Source organism: Arhodomonas sp. KWT (assembly GCF_010993615.1).
In genome coordinates this window covers 1-746 of the sequence record NZ_WNXE01000824.1, presented here as the reverse complement: position 1 = coordinate 746, position 746 = coordinate 1, and the positions used below count along the sequence as shown (strand labels likewise).

General features: G+C 64.6%; 1 protein-coding gene. It reads left to right on the top strand.

Features of this window, described 5'->3' with window-relative positions; translation table 11 throughout:
• On the top strand, positions 1-230 hold a 230-nt coding region (locus G7A99_RS22690; RefSeq protein ID WP_163144283.1), incomplete at its 5' end, for a TRAP transporter large permease subunit.
• Positions 231-746: the final 516 nt, after the last annotated feature.

Genomic DNA, 746 nt, shown 5'->3' with positions numbered 1-746 from the left:
AGATCGGCTACGACCCGGTCTGGTTCGGCATCCTGTTCGCGATCAACATGCAGGTCTCCTTCCTGAGTCCGCCGTTCGGTCCGGCGGCGTTCTACCTCAAGGGCGTGGCCCCGCCGGGGATCACCCTGCGGGACATCTACACCTCGCTGCTCCCGTTCATCGCGCTGCAGGTGACGGTGCTGGCCATCATGCTCACCTTCCCGCAGGTGGCGACCTGGCCGCTGCACTAGCGGCAGGCATACACGCCGTTTCTTCTCCCCGTTTCGCGTCCGCACCCGCCCGGTGCGGGCGCCCTTCTTTTTCGCTGAATCCGCTCTGCGTCAGTATCGGCGGACCGCACCTCCGGGGCCGCACCTCCGGGGCCGCGCCGCCGTGGCTCACCCGTTGTGGGCATGTATAACCGTTCGGGTATGAATTCATGGGGGAAATCGTATTTGTAGGTTATTGATCAGGTTCTATGGTGAATAAAAAGCATAGCGCGTCCGGGGCATCCGGACGGATGCACGGACGCGACGGCGCCGGCCGGGAACCGGAACGGCCCACGGTCGGCGGGACAACCGCAAGGAGGAGGAAGCTATGTCCTATACGGCACGGACGGGCCTCGCCGTCGTGATCGCCGTTGCCACCGCCGGGACGGTGCACGCGATGTCGGTGACCCGCAGTCCTTTCGGCGAGACGCCCGAAGGCACTCCGGTCTATGAATACACCCTGAAGAACGATGCCGGCATGGCCGTTGACGTGCTCAC